Source organism: Virgibacillus doumboii, assembly GCF_902806455.1.
GTDB classification, from domain to species: domain Bacteria; phylum Bacillota; class Bacilli; order Bacillales; family Amphibacillaceae; genus Lentibacillus; species Lentibacillus doumboii.
Window position 1 is genome coordinate 2,058,795 of the sequence record NZ_CADCWQ010000001.1, and the last position, 21,754, is coordinate 2,080,548.

19 protein-coding genes and 1 other annotated feature are annotated in these 21,754 nt (G+C 38.6%); all 19 genes read right to left on the reverse strand.

Going from position 1 to position 21,754, the window contains the following annotated elements:
* Nucleotides 1–12: 12 nt before the first annotated feature.
* Nucleotides 13–233, reverse strand: a binding site (T-box leader).
* A 61-nt stretch (nucleotides 234–294) separates the two neighbouring features.
* Nucleotides 295–798 carry a DivIVA domain-containing protein gene (locus tag G6R02_RS10005; protein ID WP_164669084.1) on the reverse strand — a complete coding sequence of 168 codons (504 nt, stop codon included), beginning with the start codon at nucleotides 796–798 and terminating at the stop codon, nucleotides 295–297.
* A 110-nt stretch (nucleotides 799–908) separates the two neighbouring features.
* Nucleotides 909–1,685 carry a YlmH family RNA-binding protein gene (locus G6R02_RS10010; protein WP_164670370.1) on the reverse strand — a complete coding sequence of 259 codons (777 nt, stop codon included), beginning with the start codon at nucleotides 1,683–1,685 and terminating at the stop codon, nucleotides 909–911.
* Nucleotides 1,686–1,696: 11 nt separating this feature from the next.
* Nucleotides 1,697–1,960, reverse strand: coding sequence for a YggT family protein (locus tag G6R02_RS10015; RefSeq protein ID WP_164669085.1), 264 nt, complete (start codon nucleotides 1,958–1,960; stop codon nucleotides 1,697–1,699).
* A gap of 6 nt (nucleotides 1,961–1,966) precedes the next feature.
* On the reverse strand, nucleotides 1,967–2,401 hold the full coding sequence (locus G6R02_RS10020; RefSeq protein ID WP_164669086.1) for a cell division protein SepF: 435 nt from the start codon (nucleotides 2,399–2,401) through the stop codon (nucleotides 1,967–1,969).
* A 15-nt stretch (nucleotides 2,402–2,416) separates the two neighbouring features.
* Nucleotides 2,417–3,088: a YggS family pyridoxal phosphate-dependent enzyme gene (locus tag G6R02_RS10025; protein ID WP_205520101.1), complete on the reverse strand. Its 672-nt coding sequence runs from the start codon at nucleotides 3,086–3,088 to the stop codon at nucleotides 2,417–2,419.
* Nucleotides 3,089–3,115: 27 nt separating this feature from the next.
* A complete protein-coding gene (gene pgeF / locus G6R02_RS10030) occupies nucleotides 3,116–3,925 on the reverse strand; it encodes a peptidoglycan editing factor PgeF (RefSeq protein WP_164669087.1) in 810 nt (269 codons plus the stop codon).
* Nucleotides 3,926–3,975: 50 nt separating this feature from the next.
* Nucleotides 3,976–4,248: a YlmC/YmxH family sporulation protein gene (locus tag G6R02_RS10035; RefSeq protein ID WP_164669088.1), complete on the reverse strand. Its 273-nt coding sequence runs from the start codon at nucleotides 4,246–4,248 to the stop codon at nucleotides 3,976–3,978.
* An 826-nt stretch (nucleotides 4,249–5,074) separates the two neighbouring features.
* Nucleotides 5,075–5,854 (reverse strand): RNA polymerase sporulation sigma factor SigG, encoded by a 780-nt coding sequence (sigG, locus tag G6R02_RS10040; RefSeq protein ID WP_164669089.1) that lies wholly within the window; start codon nucleotides 5,852–5,854, stop codon nucleotides 5,075–5,077.
* 123 nt (nucleotides 5,855–5,977) lie between these two features.
* Complete coding sequence (gene sigE / locus G6R02_RS10045; protein ID WP_164669090.1) at nucleotides 5,978–6,697, reverse strand: RNA polymerase sporulation sigma factor SigE; 720 nt, start codon at nucleotides 6,695–6,697, stop codon at nucleotides 5,978–5,980.
* Nucleotides 6,698–6,768: 71 nt separating this feature from the next.
* Nucleotides 6,769–7,689, reverse strand: coding sequence for a sigma-E processing peptidase SpoIIGA (gene spoIIGA / locus G6R02_RS10050; protein WP_164669091.1), 921 nt, complete (start codon nucleotides 7,687–7,689; stop codon nucleotides 6,769–6,771).
* A gap of 194 nt (nucleotides 7,690–7,883) precedes the next feature.
* Nucleotides 7,884–9,014 (reverse strand): cell division protein FtsZ, encoded by a 1,131-nt coding sequence (gene ftsZ / locus G6R02_RS10055; RefSeq protein ID WP_164669092.1) that lies wholly within the window; start codon nucleotides 9,012–9,014, stop codon nucleotides 7,884–7,886.
* 68 nt (nucleotides 9,015–9,082) lie between these two features.
* A complete protein-coding gene (gene ftsA, locus G6R02_RS10060; protein ID WP_164669093.1) occupies nucleotides 9,083–10,363 on the reverse strand; it encodes a cell division protein FtsA in 1,281 nt (426 codons plus the stop codon).
* A 368-nt stretch (nucleotides 10,364–10,731) separates the two neighbouring features.
* Entirely contained in the window at nucleotides 10,732–11,532 is an 801-nt protein-coding gene (locus G6R02_RS10065; protein WP_164669094.1) for a cell division protein FtsQ/DivIB, read from the reverse strand.
* 1,058 nt (nucleotides 11,533–12,590) lie between these two features.
* Nucleotides 12,591–13,691, reverse strand: coding sequence for a stage V sporulation protein E (gene spoVE / locus G6R02_RS10070; RefSeq protein ID WP_164670372.1), 1,101 nt, complete (start codon nucleotides 13,689–13,691; stop codon nucleotides 12,591–12,593).
* Between the two features lie 125 nt (nucleotides 13,692–13,816).
* Nucleotides 13,817–15,166, reverse strand: a complete 1,350-nt coding sequence (murD, locus tag G6R02_RS10075) for a UDP-N-acetylmuramoyl-L-alanine--D-glutamate ligase (protein WP_164669095.1) — start codon at nucleotides 15,164–15,166, stop codon at nucleotides 13,817–13,819.
* The gene (gene mraY, locus G6R02_RS10080) at nucleotides 15,163–16,131 is read right to left on the reverse strand and encodes a phospho-N-acetylmuramoyl-pentapeptide-transferase (protein ID WP_164670373.1); all 969 of its coding nucleotides are present in this window, start codon (nucleotides 16,129–16,131) and stop codon (nucleotides 15,163–15,165) included. Before mraY ends, murD begins: the two co-directional genes overlap by 4 nt.
* 62 nt (nucleotides 16,132–16,193) lie before the next feature.
* Complete coding sequence (locus G6R02_RS10085) at nucleotides 16,194–17,555, reverse strand: UDP-N-acetylmuramoyl-tripeptide--D-alanyl-D-alanine ligase (protein ID WP_164669096.1); 1,362 nt, start codon at nucleotides 17,553–17,555, stop codon at nucleotides 16,194–16,196.
* A gap of 2 nt (nucleotides 17,556–17,557) precedes the next feature.
* On the reverse strand, nucleotides 17,558–19,027 hold the full coding sequence (locus G6R02_RS10090) for a UDP-N-acetylmuramoyl-L-alanyl-D-glutamate--2,6-diaminopimelate ligase (RefSeq protein WP_164669097.1): 1,470 nt from the start codon (nucleotides 19,025–19,027) through the stop codon (nucleotides 17,558–17,560).
* Nucleotides 19,028–19,803: 776 nt separating this feature from the next.
* A complete protein-coding gene (locus G6R02_RS10095) occupies nucleotides 19,804–21,738 on the reverse strand; it encodes a stage V sporulation protein D (RefSeq protein WP_164669098.1) in 1,935 nt (644 codons plus the stop codon).
* Nucleotides 21,739–21,754 lie beyond the last annotated feature (16 nt).

Sequence of the window (21,754 nt, forward strand, 5' to 3'; positions counted from 1 at the left end):
TTCTGCATCCCCAAAAGGGACGAGAAGACTCGCGGTACCACCCTTATAAATTTAAAATATACTAATTTTAAATTCACTCGTTGTCCGTAACGTGAACTATACGTCCATTTCTACTTCAGTTCAAAATGGAAACTCAAGAGCGATCTTCTGAATGTATTGCTGTATCAGGCTCACACCACCCCTGATTCGCTTAACAGTCTATACAAACATACTGTCTCTTTCATCGTTTCTTCATATTTCATAAGACCTTATTGTGTAAAGAATTATATGTAAAATTCCATGAAACGTCAAGGTCTATGCTTTATTTTCAACAAATTCGAGTTCCTCACCCAATTCCTCATCAAATAAATCTTCCCAGTCTTCCGTATCAATCATTTCCAGTTGTGCTTCCACAAGCATTTTTAAACGGGTACGGAACACTTTAGCCTGCTTTTTCAACTCCTCCACATCCATGGAGATTCGGCGTGACTTGTTCAATGCTTCATTAATTATTCTGTCGGCATTTTTCTCAGCTTCTTTAATAATTAATTTCGATTCTTTTGTTGCATTTCCCTTTAATTCCTCTGCAGTTTCCTGTGCTATTAAAATTGACTGATTCAAGGTTGTTTCAATGTTGGTGAAATGTCCCAGCTTTTCATTTAATTGTTCAACTTTTTCCTTTAATTCTTTCTTTTCACGAATAGCCATCTCATAATCTTTTATTACCTGATCCAAAAATTCGTTGACCTCATCTTCATCATATCCACGGAAGCTTCTTGTAAACTCCTTGTTATGAATATCTAGTGGTGTTAATGACACACAGGCCACCTCCTCTATAATTTTGACGCTTTTCATTAAAATAATAATTAAAAGTGCTGTAATACGTTTTATTTCGACAAAAAAATAAATAATCCTGCAAAATAAATAAATTATTTTAATAGAGCAGTAGTAATTTTATATTTATCCTTTTTTGTCCGTCCATTAATACGTACCAGTTTACTTCTCCCTTTCCCGCGTAAAGAGAGTAAGTCACCTTCTTCAAGCAGAAATTTTCCATCATCTACTATTTTATAATTCACCTTGACCAAACGTTTGGTAATCGTTTCAGCCGCTTCTTTTCTGGAGATATTGTAGATTGCTTTTAATACGGTATCCAGTCGTAATGAAGAGACAGTCTGATCTGATTCCGTCCAGTTTGATTCTTTTTTGACAAATGATAAAGGCGGCTTTTCTTCAAACGTTACTTTTGCTTTCTTAATTGACGTAAGATTGGCCAATACATAGGAAGCAATTTCATCTGCAAGTACAATTTGAATTAAACCGTCTTCCACGAAGATATCACCCAGTTTTTTTCGTTTAATTCCCAATGACAAGAATGCACCCATTACATCCCGATGACTGAGTGAAACAAATTTGTCATGATATGAAGCTTGCATTAGAGTAATCTGAAAATCTTCATCGGATACTTCATCATACATCGGAGCAATTATCAGACGATTTCGTTCCGTATAGTTATTGCCGCCGTATTTATAAAGCTTTAAATCTTCGCGGTTAGTTCCAATTAACATGTCAACAATTTGCTGTTCCCTCGGGTCGAGAAAATCAGTTACCTTTTTTATATATGTTCGTTCAACCTGATCAATCCAGGATAGGACACTGTCAATAAACGGCTGTTCTTCTTTTCTAAAGTGCTGATATATATCCATACTCATCTGCCTTACATCATGCCAAACAGCACCGGTAACCCATATGCTCTGGCAAAATACAATACAAAAATGGCGACAATAGGTGAAATATCAATCATTCCAATCGGCGGTATAATCTTCCGGAATGGCTCAAGATATGGTTCACAAATCTTACTTAAAAATTCTCCGAAAGCCGACTCACGCGCACCTGGAAACCATGACATAAAAATATAAATGATTAATGCAAAGCTGTATATTTCCAGCGCATAATATAATAACATTAGCAATTGCTGCATACTACACTACCATCCTTTTTCAAATTCATCTTCCTCTGCAAATGATTCAGTTATTGTCCCTGATACATCAACGTTATCCGGGGTGCAAAGAAAAGTCTGTGAACCCAGCTTTTGAATGTCACCCTTCACTGCATAAACCGTACCGCTTAAAAAGTCAACAATACGCTTTGCCTGGTTGTGATCCACACGCTGCAGGTTAATAACAACTGCCCGACTGTTTACGATACTGTCTGCGATTTCCTGTGCCTCACCATAGTTTCGTGGTTCACATAACACAACTTTTGACGTTTTCTGCTGCATACTTGTTAGATTAACGACATTCTGATTTTTCTGGTTTGGATTGCCTTTCGAGTCAGGTATATCCAGATCCTCATGAGTCTCTACATATTCATACTCGTCATCCATTGTAAAAAAATTTTTGACTTTATTTTTTATGCTCATCTTTTCACCTCTTTCTTACTGTCCTACCAGGCTGGAACCGATCCGAATATGTGTTGCTCCTTCTTCAACAGCTAGTTGATAATCATTACTCATCCCCATGGATAAATACGCACATGGAGCATGTGGTAGGTCCTTAGCAACTACATCATCCCGTAATGATGCCAAATGTCTAAAAATCTTTCGCAGCCGTGCTTCATCATCAATGTGTGGTGCCATTGTCATCAGACCTGCAATTCGAACATTTTCATATACCTTTAATTCTTCTATGAAGGAAAGAACATCTTCAGGTGCAAGTCCATGTTTTGATTCTTCGCCACTGACATTTACCTGTACAAAGCAATCTACCGGCTTTACTGCCCGTTTATTAATCTCTTTGGCAAGTGACATCCGGTCAAGTGAATGAACAGCATCAACCTTATCGATTATTTCCTTCACTTTTCTGGATTGCAGTGTACCAATAAAATGCCATTTTGCCTGATCCTGTATGTATTCATATTTTTCAAGAAAACCTTCCAAACGATTTTCGCCAAGATTTTTAATTCCAGCGTTAATTGCTTCCTCTGTTCGTTCTATTGTAACATATTTCGTTACGCCAATTATGGTTATTTCGTCACGATTTCGATTACTTCTAGTACATGCTTGTCTAATATTATTATCTATTTTCTTTAAATTTGCTGCTACATCCATTATAACCATCGCTCCTCCCGAGTATAATCATGAAGTATAACCAATATACCCCAGCATTCTGCCTGTTTTGCCGTGATCACGCCGATGTGAGAAAAATAATGCTTCATCAGTGAATGTGCAATATTTTGTTATATCTATATTATGGGGTTGTACACCGTGTTGTAAAAGAATTTCTACATTTAACTGCTTCAAATCCAATAAATAGCGATTATTTTCTAATGGAATAACCGATTTCCCAAAAAACTTTTCCGGAATATGGCTCGTAACATGTTTGTCAACTTCGTATACTTCCTGTGATATACATGGACCAATCACTACAAGCAGATTAGCCGGATCGGTGCCAACCGATTTAAATGTATCGACCATTTTTTCACCAATTCGATGAACTGTTCCTTTCCATCCTGCATGAGCAATACCTATATATTCCGTATCAGGATCAAAAAAATAAAGTGGAACACAATCAGCATAAAACGCTGTACACAAAACACCAGTACAATTGGTTACTATTCCATCTATGTTTTCCAAAGAAGAGGAATAGGATTTTGCCCCTTTCCCTTTATCTTCGTCCTTGACAATGTGTACATTTGTTTGATGTGTCTGTTCACCGGAAACCCATGATTCCAGCCCTATATTCAGATCCTTTGCCAGCTTATGCCGGTTTGTAATCACATCCTCTTTCCTGTCAGGTACATGTAAACCAAGATTAAACGTATGAAAAGGACGCTGACTGGTGCCGCCATTTCTGGTTGTAAAACCAGCTTTAAGCCGGCTGTTCATGTTTTGCCATTTTTCAATATGCAGATTTGAATCGGAATTTTGCAGGAATGGTTCAGCCATGTCGATTCCTCCTAATGTTATACTTGTACCATTCTATCATATTTTTTGCATTATTCGATAAGATACTGCCCTGGATACAGGGACGGCGTTTTCCGTTCACGCACAAGGATAACATCAGAGCCAATAGTTTCAATATCACTCCACGGAATTACCATCTCTCCGGCTTTCCCGAATAAACCGGACTTTTTATCTTTTACAATAAGTATTAACGCTGTTATTTTACCAGTGTTCCCATCAATTTCTAAATCAGAAATATGTCCAAGCCTTCTGCCATCATTAATAACAATAACCTCTTTTATTTGTAAATCAGATAACTTAATCAATTTAATACACCTGCCTTTGTACAGATATATATGCAAGAGAGGAACAAAAAAAACAGGAAATGTTATTGATTTTCCTTTCACTTCTATAATCGAATCCCAAATTAAAAAAGTGGCATTCAAAATGAATATTTTTCCGCAAAAAAAACGCCACCAAATCGGGTTTGGTGACGATAGTATATATGAAGGGATATATTTTTCCGGCTGGTACTTTTTTGTTTGTTATCTTTATACACAGTTGACATAAAATGCGAATTACTTTAAAAACAGTTGAGAGTAAAAACACCGCTGCGGAAATACACTTCGCTTTCCGTCGGCGGCTGTTGAGCCCTCCTCGTGCTTACGCACTCAGATGTCTCATCTAGGCCTTTCCTCCCACAGGAGTCTCAGCGTATTTCCTCCGCTAAGTTTTTGCTTTTAACCATCTGGCTAGAGTAATATATTTAAACTCACCAAACTAGCAGCTGGAATATGAGAAATTCCCCGAAAAGTAAAACCACTTTTTTTATGCGATGTGCCACTGTCCAGCATTCCTTGTCAACTAGAAGAGCAAGCTAGAAGGTTGGGACATAACGAAAACGTGTAACAGAAAAAACGAACAACGTACGAAACCAGCGTAGGAAATATACGTAGACTCCTGCGGGAAGAAAAGCCTAGGTGAGACTACGAAACGCGATAGCGATTCGGAGGCTCACCAGCTTCCCGCGGAAAGCGGAGTATATTTCCGGAGCGGTGTCATAGCACTCAACCGTAGTTCGCATTATATGGAAAATGTTAAATAGTCGGTTCGTACTTTTTCGTTAAATAGTAATAATTTTTTAAAAAAACCTTACTCAAACATCTGTTTGTTCATTTGATCAATTGCTGCTTTTTCAAGGCGTGATACTTGTGCTTGTGATATTCCGATTTCATCAGCCACCTCCATTTGTGTCTTGCCCTGAAAGAAGCGCTTGTTCAGAATGTTTTTTTCACGTTCGTTTAGTCTGTACATCCCTTCCTTTAACGATAGTTTATCTACCCAGGAAGAATCTTTGTCTTTGTCATCACTTAATTGATCCACTACATAGATAGGATCTCCACCATCATTATAAATTGGTTCGAACAAGGAAACAGGATCTTGTATTGCATCCATCGCAAATACAATATCTGAGTATGGGACACCCATTTCCTCTGCAATTTCCATCGGTGTTGGTTCTTTTGAATTTTTACTTATTAGCTTCTCCCTCACCTGTAATGCTTTATAGGCAATATCACGCAATGATCTTGATACCCTGATTGGGTTATTATCACGCAAATATCTTCTTATTTCACCTATAATCATGGGAACAGCATATGTTGAAAATCTCACATTATGTCCTAAATCAAAATTATCAATCGATTTCATTAGTCCAATACAACCTACCTGGAACAAATCATCAACGTACTCTCCACGATTATTGAATCGTTGAATTACACTTAAAACAAGTCGTAAGTTTCCATTAACCAATTCCTCTCTAGCTGATAAATCACCTTCTTGCATTCTAGTGAACAATGCACGCATTTCATCATTTTTTAGTACAGGTAATTTTGATGTGTCTACACCACAAATTTCAACTTTATGTCTAGTCATTCTGTTCTACCCTCCCGGTTGGAGATGCTGTTCATGGACAGTATCTCCCCATAGGAGGATTTTTATGCAAGGTGATTCGGTATTAAAGTGATCTGAAAATACGCGAAATCATGCAGCAGTAGGTCAAACCATTTTATTAAATTCTTTTTGCAATCGCCTGATGATTTTTTTCTCCAAACGGGAAATATATGACTGGGAAATACCCAGCATATCTGCAACATCTTTTTGTGTTTTTTCTTCCTGGCCAACTAAACCAAAGCGAAGTTCCATAATCTGTTTTTCCCGTGGATTCAACTGTGAAAGTGCATTTTTCAATAAGCGTTTGTCTACATTAGATTCAATATCCCTCGTAATGATATCTTCATCCGTACCCATCACATCGGATAACAGCAGTTCATTGCCATCCCAGTCTATATTTAGTGGTTCATCAAATGAAATTTCCGATTTCAATTTATTGTTTCTGCGCAAATACATTAGAATTTCATTTTCAATACACCTGGAGGCATAGGTTGCCAGCTTAATTTTCTTTTCCGGATTGAATGTATTGACAGCTTTAATCAGACCGATTGTTCCTATGCTGATCAAATCCTCAATATTTATACCGGTATTTTCAAATTTTCGTGCAATATACACCACTAAACGCAGATTTCGTTCAATCAGCATAGCTCTTGCTGATTTATCACCTTTTGGAAGTAACTCCAACAATTCACGTTCTTCTTCTTTTGATAATGGAGGCGGTAAAGCTTCACTGCCACCAATATAATAGATTTCATCTGTTTTAAATCCAAACTTGAATAACAGTCTATACCACCATAAACGTATTTTGAGTTTCCATAATTTCAAATTAAGTCGCCCCTTTTTAGCATTTATTTCGCAATAATTGGCGGTAATAGCCATCATTGCCGTCAGGTCTACTAAGCTGAGTGAACAGTTGCCAGTTTAATAATCTGCGGATGTAATAAACAGTGATACGATTGGTCCTTCGTAAGTTCAGCAAATTGAATTCCAATCAAGATCTTGCTTGTAACAATTTTCTGATCACCTAAAGCTATTTCCAGATTATCTGGTTTAATGGCCATCATAAATGTACGATTCCCTTCAACACCCTGAAACGGTATGATATGAATTCTTTTTTCCCAGCCTTTTGGAAGTTTTTCAAAATCCAAACTTTCATGAGATAGTTCCAATAATTCCCACTCATCCGAAGTGAACCATTGTTTTAAAAAGTGCTCATCGCATATAATTACAGGTTTTTTCGTTAACGGGTCTGTCAATTGATTACCGCTATCAATATAACCCGTTGTTGAATAGATTTTATTTTTAATTTTGATAGCAACCGGGCAAAGCTGATCATAGCGGATTTTTTCCACTGCATGCTTGTCCATACGGGTCTTTGTGAACAGCCAGACCAATGGGAATCCGATTACAATGAACACCCAGCTGATCGGATCACCATAACCACTATTAAACGTAAGAATACCACTGGAAGAGAGCCCAACCGGATTTTGAAGCAAAAAGTGTGTGGCTATCAGTCCACCTCCTATGGCAAATGTTGTAAAATAAAATAGTAGAAGCAGCTTTGTTAACTGATAAATCGAACGAAATTGAAACGTACATACAATGATAACAATGGAATAAATCAGCTTTCCTGCCACACTGGTAAAGAATGAATCCGGATAGAATATCGACAGCGGAACTAACAAAGATGCGATAAATGCACCAAATACAATCCTGATTTTACCTGTGCTGTCTCTTGCCAGAGCTTGCGTAAGCATTAAAAGCATCATATCCAAAAAGAAATTTAACAGCCAGACAGCATCAAGATAAATGGTCACATCGTTCTTCCTTTCAGTTTATTTATTACCTTTTTTAGAAGTATAACTGCTTTCAACAGCAAAGTCTGTCACTTCTTGTATGTGTAATACCGCTAATTTTAACTACTTATCGAAAACTTTGTCGGGATTCATGATGTAACAAAAAAGAAGCACTCAGTTTTACTGAATGCTTCTCTTAACTATAAATAGTATACCTATCGACGTCGATTACGGTTTCTTAAAAATGTAGGAATATCCAACTCATCATCCGGATCTGGACGGCTTTGTTCATTTTGTCCGTGGCCTCGCACTGGCTCATCTGCCTGCTTTGTTGCAGCATGCTGATTGTGATTGATAACAGGCCGCTGTTTAGGCTGATTATCCACTTTCTGGTTCTCATCGAAGCCGGTTGCGATAACCGTTACAATGATTTCATCCTTCAGATTTTCATTGATGACCGACCCGAAAATAACATTTACTTCATTGTCTGCTGCGGAGGTAACAAGGTCAGCAGCTTCCTGTACCTCATACAAGCTTAAATTCGCACCCCCCGTGATATTCATCAGAATGCCATGTGCTCCGTCTACGGAAGTTTCCAGCAGTGGGGATGAAATAGCTTTTTTTGCAGCCTCAGTAGCACGGTTTTCACCAGTTGCAATACCAATTCCCATTAATGCAGAACCTTTGTCAAACATGATTGTTTTAACGTCGGCAAAGTCCACATTAATCAAACCAGGTTTTGCGATCAAGTCGGAAATACCCTGTACACCCTGACGAAGTACATTATCCGCTTCACGGAACGCTTCAAGCATTGGTGTATTTTTATCAACGATTTCAAGTAAACGATCATTTGGTATAACAATCAGGGTATCTACGCTGCTCTTTAAGGAATCAATGCCGGATACTGCCTGGGTTGATCGTCTTCTTCCTTCAAATGTAAATGGACGTGTTACAACACCAACAGTCAATGCACCGATTTCTTTAGCAATCTGAGCAATTACAGGTGCAGCTCCAGTACCGGTACCGCCGCCCATTCCAGCTGTAACAAAAATCATGTCAGCACCCTGTAGTGCCTCCTCCAACTGCTCTTTGCTTTCTTCGGCAGCTTTTTTGCCGACCTCAGGATTTGCACCTGCACCCAAACCACGAGTAAGTTTACCACCAATTTGAAGTTTGGTTTCCGCTTTTGATAGATTCAATGCCTGCGCATCTGTATTAACAGCGATGAACTCAACGCCTTCAACACCATGTTCAATCATGCGATTAACAGCGTTACTTCCACCGCCACCTACACCAATTACTTTTATTGTTGCCAGTTGATCCATATTTGTGTCAAACTCTAACATATTTTCGTTCCTCCTAATATGCAAAATTACAAGATTTCCAGAAGCTAATTTTGAGTGGGAACGCTTATTTAGTCAAAGAAATACTTAAACAAATTAGCAATTCCAGATTCTTTTTTCTTCGTTTTAACAGCTTCATCTGTCTTCGATTGTTTTTTCGTACGTTTTGGTTTTGTCTCATTCTGATCTACTACTACAGACGGAAATAATTCTTTTCCTTGTATTTTCGCATTACGGTAGGCAAATTGCAAGATTCCTACACCTGCAGTAAACTGTGGTTCGCGTACACCTATGTAGTCAGGTATGGCAATGCGAACATTCGATTGAAATATATCCTGTGCCAATTCCATAACACCGGGCATCTTCATTGTACCACCTGTCAGCACATATCCACCAGGTAATTGTTGGTATCCCATACGTCTGATTTCCCGTTCGGCATAAGCATATATTTCTTCCAATCTGGCTTCTATCATATCAGCAATCTGTAATTGGTTATAAGTTTCTGTATTATTGCTGCCTATGATGGACGCCTCAAACGTTTCATCCTCTTGCGCATCATCAAAAAAAGCATGTCCATAATTTAACTTAATATCTTCTGCTTCCTCTGTTGACGTCCTAAGGCCAATGGATAAATCTTTTGTGATATTGTCACCACCAAGAGGTACAACACTGGTAGAAACCAGATGATCGTTTTCAAAAACAGAAACGGTAGTGCTTCCCCCGCCAATATCTATGAGTGTAACTCCAAGATTCTTTTCATCTTTGGATAATGCAACTGTTCCAGCAGAAAGTGGCTGTAAACAAATATCGGAAACCTGCAAGTTAGCACGTTCTACGCATTTTAAAATATTATGTAATACTGTCTTGGAACAGGTGATGATTGTTCCTTCCATTTCCAGCCTTACACCGATCATACCTCTTGGGTCTGTGATCTCATCCAAACCGTCAACGATAAATTGTTTTGGAATGACATCGATAATTTCACGTTCAGGTGGAATTGACACTACTTGAGCACCGTCAATCACGCGTGTAATATCTTCATTACCGATTTCCCGGTTCTCACTCTGAACAGCGACTACTCCATGGCATGGCTGCAATTGTATGTGATTCCCGTTAATACCGACAACTACACTATCAATCTGCATGCCAACCATTCGCTCTGCCTGTTCGACTGCATTTCGGATAGAATTTACTGTTTGGTCGATATCAACAATTGCACCTTTTTTCATCCCATTCGATTTTGCCGTTCCAACTCCAATAATATTAAGGGAGTCATTTAATACTTCTCCGATTATAACTTTGATTTTTGATGTACCTATGTCAAGACTTACTAGTACTTCGCTGTTGTTCAAAGAAAGGCACCTCCTGATTCAGAAGCATCTGATATATTGCCTTTAAATTATCAGATGATTACTCTTATTCCATTCTCTAATAATTTTATACTATAATCTACTATTTTAAAGGAATCTGTGAAAAAAGAAAATATATATTAGGTAATTCAACAAAAATCAACAAAATCCTTCAATTTCCTTATTGATTTCTAAAATTTTTGCTCCATAAAAAATTAATTTCCAGACACAGTAAAAACAGCTGCATTATTGTTCAAACAAAGCTCATTTTTTAAAGTGAACTATGTTCCTCAATGCCTTGAACATACAACATACCGTATTAAACAGTTCGTTTATCACTTGGCATATGTGACTTTCTTAGGCGAATCTACTTATTCCCTATTGTCATTATTAGGTTTTTCTTCGTCAGAGGATGCTTCTGATTTTTTATCAAATTTTTCAAAATAAGCACCGACTCCAATATGAATAATACCCTTGTTATCAGGATTAAGCTGTGCAATTATCGATGGATATACTTTCATATTATCCGCAAAATTCCTGATTGTACCATCAACCATATAGCCATCATTCATATACAGTATGATTTTATTTTGATTTTCATCGTTTGGCTTCCAGTGTATTTCCGATATCAGGTTTAAAATACTTTCAGGAAGCTTTTTCAGTTCGGATGTTAATTCATGCAGATACGCCTCATCAGAAAAGCCAAGTAATAAGGGGGAATTCCCGTTTACCGTTTTTTGTTTCATTCCTGTGAGAATCTTGCCATTCCCCAAAATCGGATAAAAGGAATCATCCCTTTTTACATAGCCTACACGGTCATTTTCTGTTATTTGAATTTCAATAGTCCATGGCAGCTTTCGATTCACTTCTACTGATTTAACGATAGGGTTTTTGGTTATGGCTTGTACCACATTAGATTTGTTGACCATCCATATATTCGTTTCTTCTGAAATACCACTTTGATCTATTACTTTCTGATCATTCGTATAAGTGTTCCCCGAAACTTCAATAGTTTTAACATGACTTAGTGATGATTGAAGATAAACAATAATAGATATTAAGAAGAAAAAAATAGAGAGATAAAATACAAGTCGGCGGTTAGCTTTTTTCTTGCGTTCCTGCTTTAGCTTTGGAATACGTTCCTCAATTGAAACTACATTCTTTTTCCCCACTTCTGTTTCTTCCTTTTCTGTATTGAAAATAACGAAACGGCACAATACTATGCCGTTTCTCTTTTGTTACATGAATTATATCATATATTGAGTACTCATATGTAGTAAACTTTACCCAGTTTATGCGGTTTTTTGAATTATTTTTATTATAAAGTATTCTTTTGCTAATACTGTTTTCTAAAAGATTGCTGCTACTTACATCATAATAGAGAATGGAACCTTACTTGGAAGTTTTCATAAACTGCGGATTACTTTGAAAAAATGATTGCTGTGACACCGCTGCGGAAATACACTGTGATGGTAGTCGTGTTGCAATCTATTCTGCAGGGAGTGCAACATCGTCGAATCAACTTGTAACACGACTAGCAAGTATTTTCGGGAAACGGCACTCCTCCCAGAAAAGATTGCTATCGGGCTGCAGGGTCTAACCGATGTCTAGCTACCATTAGAAGGAAGGCCGACTAAAACAGGCATAAGCATACCCCTTATGAAGGTGCATGTATTCCGCTCTGCTTAAATTTGCTATTGTTGGATTAGATATTATCAAGAAGAACTCTCTATTGATGAAAGAAAGACCGATTTAAGCTAGAAACCCCCTTGAGGAACGTCCTATCGAAGAAAAGGAGACTGTTTTAAGCTAGAAATCCCCGTGAGGAACGTTCTCTCGAAGAAAAGGAGACTGTTTTAAGCTAGAAATCCCCGTGAGGAACGTTCTCTTGAAGAAAAAGAGATTGATTTAGGCTAGCCAAAGTTTCATTCTGCTATAGATATCCCGAAATAATGTAAAGGTGCGTATTCTTTGTATGAATAGGATGAACAAAATTCGAAATAGGCTTATATAAGGTTGCAGTGACCAAATAAGAAATGAAAATCCCGGTACAAAAGTGCTTTCAGGAGTTCATACTGAAACTAGGGCTAGGAAAGCGTTCCAGCTGCGCGGTCAGAGAGTCTCGCCAACTGTGTTACTAATCAGATTTATTTTTAGTTCGCATTTTATGTCAACAGCTAAATAACAGCAACAATATATGCAATAAAACTGACTTTACTAAACTAAAAAATTATAGTTTGGTATACCTGCTAATATTTAATAAAATCCCTACAGAACAAAGCGTTAATGTCAATGATGAACCGCCATAACTCAGAAACGGCAGTGTAATTCCTGTAACTGGTATTAGGCCAATTACAACACTTATATTGATCATAACCTGGATTGTCAGCATGGATACAATTCCAAGTGCCAGAAAACGCCCATAAGCATCCGGTGCTTCAAGTGCTATTTTAACCCCTCTCCAAAACAAGAGCATGAACAGAACAATTACAAAAGTACCTCCCAAAAATCCCAGTTCCTCGCCTAATATTGCAAAGATGAAATCATTCTGTGGTTCAGGTAAATAGAAATGTTTCTGCAGACTGTTTCCAAGGCCGACTCCGGTCAGCCCCCCCGGTCCAATAGCGTATAAAGACTGAATGATCTGAAAGCCGGTATCAGAAGGGTCTTCCCAAGGATTTAAAAATGCTGTAATTCGATCGATTCGATATGGTGCAGAAATGATTAAATACAAGAAACCAACTATACCTATACTTGCAAGCCCAAAAAAATGAGATAATCTTGCACCTGCAATAAAGATCATGACCATGGACGTCAACACCAGCACAACTCCCGTCCCAAGGTCAGGTTGCAGCATAATCAGACCGAACGCGGAAAATACCAGAATAAGTGATGGAAAGAATCCTTTTTTGAATGAGGTTATATACTTTTGATTGACAGACAGGAATACTGCTAAAAAAATGATTAATCCCAGTTTCATAAATTCAGAAGGCTGTATGCTGAACGCTCCAACACCTATCCAGCTTTGAGCACCACCACGTACCATACCGATCCCGGGAATCAATACCGCAAGCAATAAGATAAAACATACCAATAAGATAATCTTGCTGTATTTTTTCCAGGTACCATAAGGAATTGCCATGAAAAATAACATGGCAGCAACCCCAGCTCCGCAAAACAATAACTGACGTTTTACATAAAAAAATGTATCACCATATTTGTATTCTGCCCAAACGTAAGAAGAGCTGTAAACCATTACAATTCCGATTATGACCAACGACAGTATAACTGTAAGCAATGTATAGTCCGGTGCATTCTCGGTTTTAAAAATTTTTCGGAACAAAAAAACACCCCATTTCCTGACTCGTTGGAATTGGGGCTTATGCATTTTCTGATCTCTGGCCTTCAATTTCTGACCTCTGAATTCCGGCCTCTGACATCTATTTAAACAAGCCCCTACATTAATGTATGCACAGCTTGTATAAACATGTCCCCTCTTTCTTCAAAAGTGCTATATTGATCCCAACTGGCACATGCGGGGGACAATAAAATGACATCGTCACGCTCTGATAGATTATAGGCTTCTTTAACAGCCTCTTCCATGTTATCGGTTGTTTTAATCAATTCAACTCCGGCATCGCCAGCTGTTTTTTTGAGCTTTTCTTTCGTTTCGCCGAATAGAACCATACCTTTTACATTTCTTAAATATGGAATAAGTTCATCAAAATTATTACCGCGATCAAGTCCGCCGGCTAATAATATTGTTGGCTGTTTAAAGGAAGAAAGCGCCTTTTGTGTTGCAAGTATATTCGTTGCTTTCGAGTCATTATAAAATAGCCTGCCATCAATAGATTCCACATATTGCAGACGATGCCGGACACTTGAAAAAGTAGTAAGTACTTCACGAATTCCATGATTATTTGCTCCACTTAACTTTGCAGCACATACCGCTGCAAGTATATTTTCAAGATTATGATTGCCCACAAGTACAATTTCACTTCTGTCAATTATTTTTTCATTCCTGAAATAAACGCTTGATTCATCAACCCACGCACCATTTTCAAGTCTTTTGTTCAATGAAAAAGGAACTTTAAACGATTTTGCATCGGAAACAGCTTCCGATACAACTGGATCATCGGCATTATAAATTAAATAGTCATCTTGCGTCTGATTGACAAAAATATTGCACTTGGCATTTTTGTAATTATTAAATGTTTTGTGATAGTCAAGATGCGCTTCAAAGATATTGAGTAAGACCGCTATTTTCGGCTTAAACGTTTTTACGCCCATCAATTGAAAAGATGACAATTCCAGTATCATTTTTTCATCGTCTTTCAGTGTTTGAGCTACCTCTGTTGCAACATATCCTATATTTCCAGCCACCTTTACCGGCTGATTACTTTTTGCCATCATTTCTGTTGTCAGAGTTGTCGTTGTTGTTTTTCCATTTGACCCTGTTATACCGATAATCGAGCTTTCAACCAGATTTCCGGCAATTTCTATTTCGGTGATCACCGGTATATCTTTTGTTTCAGCTTCGACGATTATCGGGTTATCATAGGGAATACCCGGGTTTTTAATTATAATCTCAATGTTTTCCAGAACAGAAAGAGGATGCGAGCCTGTAATTACGTCTGCACCCTTCGACTTCAATTCCTGAACAATTTTATCATTATCGGTTACTTTTTTGTCATTAATCCGTACGTTCTTCCCGTTTTGCAGTAATAGATTGGCCGCAGCTGTCCCGCTTTTTGCCAGCCCCAGCACCAGTACATTGGAATACGGGAAATTGTCTAATTTTTTCAAGCTATCCACACCTCAATATATATACCTAGCGCTGCAAAGATAATTCCCACCAGCCAAAAAGTTGTTACAACACGCCACTCGGACCAGCCAAGCAGTTCATAGTGATGGTGCAGTGGGCTCATTTTAAATACCCTTTTACCTGTTGTTTTAAACGAAATCACCTGAATGATAACCGATAGTGTTTCGATAACAAATACACCACCGATGATAATCAGAATTATTTCCAATTTCGTTAAAATAGCGATGGCTGCAATGGATCCGCCCAGCGCCAAAGACCCGGTATCACCCATAAAGACTTTGGCCGGGTGTGCATTAAAAACAAGAAATCCAAGTAATGCCCCGACAACTGCCAGTGAAAAAATAGTTATCTCACTTTGCGGAAATCCATACCAGGCTAAAATTCCAAATGCACCAAACGCGATAGCAGCGGTCCCTGCCAACAGGCCATCCAGTCCATCAGTCAGGTTTACTGCATTTGATGCTCCGACAAGCATAAAGATGATAAGCAATGCATATCCCCAGCCAAGCTCCCACTGAATGGATGTTCCGGGAATTTGAATATAAGTAGCAAAATCGTTATATTGCAGAATAAAGTAAAATACTAGTGCAATAACAAGCTGTCCAAGCATTTTCTGTTTGGATGTCAATCCTAAATTACGCTTCATGGCAACTTTAATAAAATCATCCAAAAATCCTAATAGTCCATAACCAATAAGTACAAAAATCAATAGCCATAACTCATATCCAATTGAATCAGAGTTGATTTTACTTATCATAATGACCGAAGTAACAATCACACTGATAACGATCATAATACCGCCCATTGTTGGGGTACCTGTTTTTTTCACATGTGATTGCGGGCCTTCCTCCCTAATACTTTGTCCAAACTTCAGACGCCGTAAAAACGGAATAAAAAGTGGTGAAAGCAGGACGGTAATTAAAAATGCTATTGCTATTGTCATCATTAATACGTATATATTCACTGTTTCTCCTCCTCGTGCAACAACCGTCCAAAAATTTATTACAATTAATCCATAACTTTTTCTACAAACAGTTCAAAATGCATCGCGCGGGATGCCTTAAACAAAAATAATGTATCTTCTGATATATAGTTTTGAAGTGCATTCAGCAGGTCCTCTTCAGTTGCAAAGTGGCTGCAGTTGATTCCCGGGTATTCTTCGCCGACAATTGCTGAGATTTCCTTTGCATCGTTACCAAACGTAAATACGGCAGATATCGAGTCATCAATACTTTCAGCTACTGACTGATGGAACGCTTTTGACTCATCACCAAGCTCAAAAATATCACCAAGTACCAGTACTTTGTTTTTGAATCCATCCATTTGTTTCACTACATCAATTGCTGCCTTCATCGAAGTAGGTGAGGCATTGTAAGCATCATTAATAACCGAGACATCATTTCTTCCCTTCATCAGCTCAAATCGCATGGATGTCATTTCCAGTGATGCTAGTGCCCTTACTACATTTTCTTTAGATATATTGAGACATTTGGCAACTGCGATTGCATAAGTGGCATTCAATGCATGATGTTTTCCCAGCAATGGAACAGTGTATTTAAACCCGTTTGAAAGCTCAAACTGTGTTTGGTTATGTGAAATATTAACATCTTCCACTACTAAATCATTGTTGGCATCAAATCCGCATGTTATTACATTGCCATGGTCATGCATTTTTGCCAACAGAGCTTCATCCCCATCAATAATAAGAGGGCCTTCTTCTTTCATACCTTTTACAATCTCAAGTTTTGCTTGTGCGATACCCTTTCTTGAGCCAAGATATTCAATATGTGATTCCCCTATATTTGTTATGATTGCAATTTCCGGTCTGGCTATGCTGGACAATGTTTCTATCTCACCAGCATGATTCATACCCATTTCAACGACAAGAACGTCCGTATTCCTTGGCATGGACAAAATGGTTAACGGCATACCGATATGATTATTAAAGTTACCTTCCGTATAATGTGTATTAAACGTTGTTTTCACAACGGCGGCAACGATATCCTTTGTTGTTGTTTTACCATTGGAGCCTGTTATGCCTATTACAACAGGATTCACTTTATCCCGATAGAAGCCTGCCAATTCCTGCAATGCTTTTAATGTATCCTCCACCAAAAACACCGGAAAATCTGCAGGCAGAAAATCCGGAAGTGGTATCTCTCTATCCCACAATGCAGCCACAGCACCCCGGTCGAATGCCTGCTTCATAAAGTCATGCCCATCAAATTTATCACCGGAAATCGGTACAAATAAGGATCTGTCCGTTTTTTTACGGCTGTCGGTTGCCACCTCATGTATTCCTATTGAATCACTGGCAGCCCCTTTATAATCAGTAAAAATTGTCGTAAGCCATTCAGTGGTAAATAACATGATCATTTCCCCTTAGCTTTAATTGCATCTCTGGCAACTTCCCTGTCGTCAAAATCATATTTTGTGTGACCTATTTCCTGATACGTTTCATGTCCTTTTCCGGCAATTAATATAATATCTTCTTTTTCAGCAAGACTGACCGCATGGGAAATAGCATCTCTTCTCCCCTCAATTACCTCATAATGGTCTGCTTCAATTCCTTCTGTCATATCGTTAAGGATCGACTGAGGATCCTCTGTTCGCGGATTGTCTGATGTGAAGATAACTTTGTCGGCATATTTAAGTGCAATCTCTGCCATTAGTGGACGTTTCGTTTTGTCACGATCACCACCACAGCCTACAACAACATAAATGTTATGTTTAGCAAATTCCTTAATCGTTTGCAGTACATTTTCCAGTGAATCAGGCGTATGTGCGTAATCAACAATCGTTGCAAAAGGCTGCTTATCGTCCACTGGTTCAAAACGACCGCTTACTCCCCCGGTATTTTCGAGGGCTTCCTTAATAACCTGAAGCGGTACATTTAATGAAATTGCCGCTGCGCCAGCCGCAAGCATGTTATACACATTGAACATGCCAATTAATTTACTGTTGACCTGAAAAAATCCCTCAGGAGTAAGCATCGTAAAAGTTGTTTTCGTAACTTCCAGATTTATTTCAGTCGCCATCACTTGTGCATCATTAGTACAGCCATATGTCACTATATGCTGTGATGTACTTCTTTTTAGTACATCATTATTGGGATCATCCTCATTTATTACTGCAAATTTTTTCTTATCGATGTTATAGGTATTCCCCAATTGTGCAAACAAAAGACTTTTGGCGTGCAGGTAATCATCCATATTTCTATGATAATCCAAATGATCCTGTGATAAATTTGTGAATACTGCTACATCAAAGTCACACCCATGTACCCGTCCCATATCCAGAGCGTGTGACGAAACTTCCATAATTCCTTTATCCACATTCTCATTTACCATCTGATTAAATGTTTTTTGCAGGAATAAAGCATCGGGCGTTGTATTATTGACGGGATATGATTCTTGTCCAATCTTCATTTGTATTGTTCCAATAACACCGGTTTTCTGGTTATACTGATTAAATATTGATTCCAACAGATATGTAACAGTTGTCTTACCATTTGTACCCGTTACACCAATCAGCGGGAACTTTTGGGTTGGATACCCGTAAAATCTGGCTGCTACCATCGCTGATGCCCTGGATGAATCAGCAACGTAAATAACGGGTACAGATGATACCACTTCTTTTTCAGCCAGTATAGCAGTTGCACCTTTTTCAATGGCTTGTTCGACGAAACCATGGCCATCTACAGTAAAGCCGCTGATGCAGATAAACAGGCTACCTTCCGACACTTTTCGGGAATCCACTTCAATATTACTGATCTCTACATTGTCAATTGCTGTTGTAGTTTCATAGAATGGTACAGCTGAAAGAATTTCTAATAGTCTCATTTATAAACATCCTATTCATTTAGTTATATCCCACATATACTTTCTTGTAATAATCAATTTTTAAGAGGGTGCAAAGACCCTCTTTATTTATTTTTTGGCTCTGTATATTTACAAAATTTTTTTGAAATTTGTCGCTAGTTTAATCTTCGTACTGATATAAATGCGATCAAAGTTAAGTGTTATAACACCGCTCCGGAAATATACTTCGCTTTCCGCGGGCGGCTGTTGAGCCTCTCCGTGCTTTCGCACTTCGAGTCTCACCTAGGAGGCTGTCCGACGAAGTGAAATTGTCGTATTTTTATTCGAAATACGGCGGAATATACATTGATTATTCAGTGTAAGTGCATATATATTCACAAAAATTATTCCATCGGACAGACTCCTAGGGCCTTTCCTCCCGCAGGAGTCTACGTATATTTCCTCCGCTATAACAGTGTTTGATTGGAGCGGAGGGCAGTTGACTCCTGCGGGAAAAGCAACGGCTGAAGACCCCGCAGGAAGTGGTCTTCTTCAGAGGAGGCTGAAGCGTTGCCCGCGGCTAAGAAGACACTGCGAAAACGAACTTTTTGAGCAGATGTCGCCTTGGTACCCGGAGGTGTGAAAGCTGCTGCCCGCAGCGGAAACCAAACACGGCGGTTACGTCGCAGTTTATGGATTTTGTGTCAAACGCGATACTTTTATAGATAACTGTCCTTTTATGGAAATTTCACTTTGATTCCAAATTGAAGTGTATTACTCGCTTAATTCTTATTTATTATAGCAAAGATTATCCTATTTCACGATTGATTTTTATCAGAAAGGTAAATTCTGATTTTTGCTCCTTGTTCGACTTTTACTCCTGCTCTTGGTTCCTGGTCGATTATATATTTACCGGACCCGCTTGTTTCGATCGATAAATTCGTCTGGTATTCAGTTAACTTACTTTTCTTTAGACCAGTTAAATCAGGGACTTCCACTTTCGGCTGTTCCGGCCACATATATTCTTTTTCAAGCCCCTTATCACTAGGCTCCACTCCCATGGCCCTTAAACTGTCACCAATAATAGTTCCAACGATAGGTGCTGTTACAACACCTCCAAACTGAACATCACTTTTAGGATTGTCTATTGCAACATAAACAACAATTTCAGGGTCATCTGCAGGTGCAAAGCCAATAAATGAAAGGATGTAGTTTCCTGTCATATAATTACCATCCGGTCCAACCTTTTGAGCCGTACCTGTTTTACCGCCGACACGATATCCATCAACATAGGCCGGACGACCGGTTCCCTTTGCTACTACGCTTTCCAGTGCTTTACGAAGTTCTTTGGACGTTGATTCTGAGATAACATTCTCCTTTAGTTCAGGCTCAATTTTCTCAACTACTTCATCCGTCTGTGGATCAATCCATTCTTTGGCAATATAAGGTTCATACAGGTGACCGCCGTTGACAGCTGCTGCAACTGCCATTACCTGCTGAATCGGAGTCACCGATACACCTTGTCCGAATGAAGTAGTAGCCAATTCAACCGGACCTACATTCTCAGGCTTAAATAATATTCCGTTTTCTTCACCCTTTAAATCTATTCCCGTTTTCTGCCCAAATCCAAAATCATTTATATAGCTGAATAATTTTTCCTCGCCCAGCTTCATTCCAAGATTTACAAATCCAGGGTTACATGAATTTTGAACAACTTCCAGGTATGATTGGTGTCCGTGTCCGCCGCTCTTCCAGCAGTGTAATTCCGTCCCGCCGACGGATATATCACCATCATCTTGATAATCATCTTCATGTAAATCCACTACTTCTTCTTCAAGCGCGGCAGCCAATGTAATGATTTTAAATGTTGACCCCGGCTCATAGGTGCTCCAAATAGGAAGGTTCCGATTATAAATTTCCGGATCCACATTTTGATAATTTTCCGGATTGAAATTTGGACGTGATGTCATACCAAGAACTCCGCCTGTATCCGGATCAACTGCAATCGCCAAAGCTCCATCCGGATTATATTCAGCAAAAGCCAAATCCAGTTCTCTTTCCATTATCGTCTGGATTTTTGAGTTAATCGTTGTTTTAAGATTCAATCCATCTTCCGGTGCTTTATACTCATCTGCAATTTGTTCCATTTTCTTCCCTTTGGCATCAGAGAAAAAGGATAAACTTCCTTCCTCACCGTTTAGTTTATCATTATAATAAAGTTCCAGCCCCATTAATCCCTGATTGTCGATTCCCGCAAATCCCAGTACATGTGACAAGTCATCACCAAATGGGTAATGCCGTTTTGAATCCTTTGCCAAATAGACTCCATCAAGATTAAGGGTGCTGAACGCTTTTTCCTGCTCTTCATTAATTTTCCTTCCAGCAGGATGCACCTTGGTATAAACAGAATCCTCGGTTACATATTCATATGCTTTTTCTACCGAAATATCTAATATACTTGCTATCTTTTCGGCAGTCTTCTGCGGATTTTCAACTTGCTTTGGTACGACAATAACGGAAGGAGCTGTAACATTCTCGGCCAAAATTTCACCATTCCTGTCCAATATGTTACCTCGCTCCGGCTCAAAGGTAATATCCCTGCTCCAGGACTCATTTGCCTTTTTCATCAGTTCATCACCAATAATGAATTGGACATACCCAAGCCGGGCATCAATTATTGCAAAGAATAATAATCCAAAAAGAAAAACAGTAACTATTCGTTTTCTTACAGTGACAGCAGATACACGTTTCATTCTCCATCCCCTTTTC

Excerpts from the sequence above, each read along its gene's own strand:
- G6R02_RS10085 (WP_164669096.1), bottom strand. The coding sequence starts at position 17,555 with ATGTTATTTACCACTGAATGGCTTACGACAATTTTTACTGATTATAAA.
- G6R02_RS10010 (WP_164670370.1), bottom strand. The coding sequence starts at position 1,685 with ATGGATATATATCAGCACTTTAGAAAAGAAGAACAGCCGTTTATTGAC.
- sigG (WP_164669089.1), bottom strand. The coding sequence starts at position 5,854 with ATGACTAGACATAAAGTTGAAATTTGTGGTGTAGACACATCAAAATTA.
- G6R02_RS10015 (WP_164669085.1), bottom strand. The coding sequence starts at position 1,960 with ATGCAGCAATTGCTAATGTTATTATATTATGCGCTGGAAATATACAGC.
- ftsZ (WP_164669092.1), bottom strand. The coding sequence starts at position 9,014 with ATGTTAGAGTTTGACACAAATATGGATCAACTGGCAACAATAAAAGTA.
- G6R02_RS10025 (WP_205520101.1), bottom strand. The coding sequence starts at position 3,088 with ATGGATGTAGCAGCAAATTTAAAGAAAATAGATAATAATATTAGACAA.
- G6R02_RS10090 (WP_164669097.1), bottom strand. The coding sequence starts at position 19,027 with ATGAGACTATTAGAAATTCTTTCAGCTGTACCATTCTATGAAACTACA.
- G6R02_RS10020 (WP_164669086.1), bottom strand. The coding sequence starts at position 2,401 with ATGAGCATAAAAAATAAAGTCAAAAATTTTTTTACAATGGATGACGAG.
- G6R02_RS10095 (WP_164669098.1), bottom strand. The coding sequence starts at position 21,738 with ATGAAACGTGTATCTGCTGTCACTGTAAGAAAACGAATAGTTACTGTT.
- mraY (WP_164670373.1), bottom strand. The coding sequence starts at position 16,131 with ATGATGACAATAGCAATAGCATTTTTAATTACCGTCCTGCTTTCACCA.
- pgeF (WP_164669087.1), bottom strand. The coding sequence starts at position 3,925 with ATGGCTGAACCATTCCTGCAAAATTCCGATTCAAATCTGCATATTGAA.